Source organism: Ralstonia sp. VS2407 (assembly GCF_052950655.1).
The window spans coordinates 1-576 of record NZ_JBRFVG010000102.1 but is presented as its reverse complement, the minus strand read 5'-3'; the positions used below and the strand labels follow the sequence as shown (position 1 = coordinate 576).

The following is a 576-nucleotide window of genomic DNA, read 5'->3' as shown; positions in this document are numbered from 1 at the left end:
GCCCCACGGTGGAAGCGCGGTCGCCCGGCGTCCGGCGCGAAACCTGCGTCCGGGCCCGGATTAGCGCGTAAAATTATCGGCTTGGCTGCGAAAACGCCCGCACTGGGCCGGTTTTCCGCAACAGTCTCGTTTAGTTGTCGCATTGCGCAGAACAGGGGTGGGACCATCATGAACACCATGCTTTATCCGGAACTTTACAGGTCGCTCGAAGCTGTCCGTTGGGACATGGAGAAGGACATTCCGTGGGACAAGTTCGACGCTTCGCTGCTCACCGACGAGCAGGCGAAGACGATCAAGATGAACGCGATCACCGAATGGTCGGCGCTGCCCGCGACGGAAATGTTCCTGCGCGACAACCAGCACGACAGCGACTTTTCCGCGTTCATGAGCGTGTGGTTCTTCGAGGAGCAGAAGCATTCGCTGGTGCTGATGGAATACCTGCGCCGCTTCAAGCCGGAGATGGTGCCGACCGAAGAGGAACTGCACGCGGTGCGCTTCCAGTTCGATCCGGCGCCGCCGCTCGAGACGCTGATGCTGCACTTCTGCGGCGAGATTCGCCTGAACCACTGGTACCGC

1 pseudogene is annotated in these 576 nt (G+C 60.8%); it reads left to right on the top strand.

Features of this window, described 5'->3' with window-relative positions:
* Positions 1-168: 168 nt before the first annotated feature.
* Positions 169-576, top strand: a pseudogene (locus ACU8YE_RS24060) (ferritin-like domain-containing protein); the annotation flags it as partial.